This window comes from Desulforhabdus sp. TSK (assembly GCF_022836495.1).
Lineage (GTDB): Bacteria > Desulfobacterota > Syntrophobacteria > Syntrophobacterales > Syntrophobacteraceae > Desulforhabdus.
In genome coordinates this window covers 1-261 of sequence record NZ_BQXM01000238.1, presented here as the reverse complement: position 1 = coordinate 261, position 261 = coordinate 1, and the positions used below count along the sequence as shown (strand labels likewise).

The window sequence follows — 261 nt, the reverse complement described above, 5'->3', positions numbered from 1 at the left end:
TCAGGCTCTGTGTGGTGGCGGACGGAGCGGACTGGATCTGGAACAGAGTCGAGGAGCTCTTCCCCGATGCCAGGCAGGTCATGGATTTCTACCATTGCTCAGAGTATCTCCACAAGGTGGCTGCAGCCCAATACGGCAAAGGGAGCGAAAAAGCACGGGAATGGGTCCATGCCACCCTGGTAAGGCTTTCCTTGAGTGAGGAAGCCCAGGTCATCGGAGGCCTCAAGAGAATGAAGCCGGCATCCGAGGAAGCGAAAAAGC

1 pseudogene is annotated in these 261 nt (G+C 57.1%); it reads left to right on the top strand.

The window, feature by feature from the left end:
• Positions 1-261, top strand: a pseudogene (locus tag MWC30_RS22245) (ISKra4 family transposase); the annotation flags it as partial.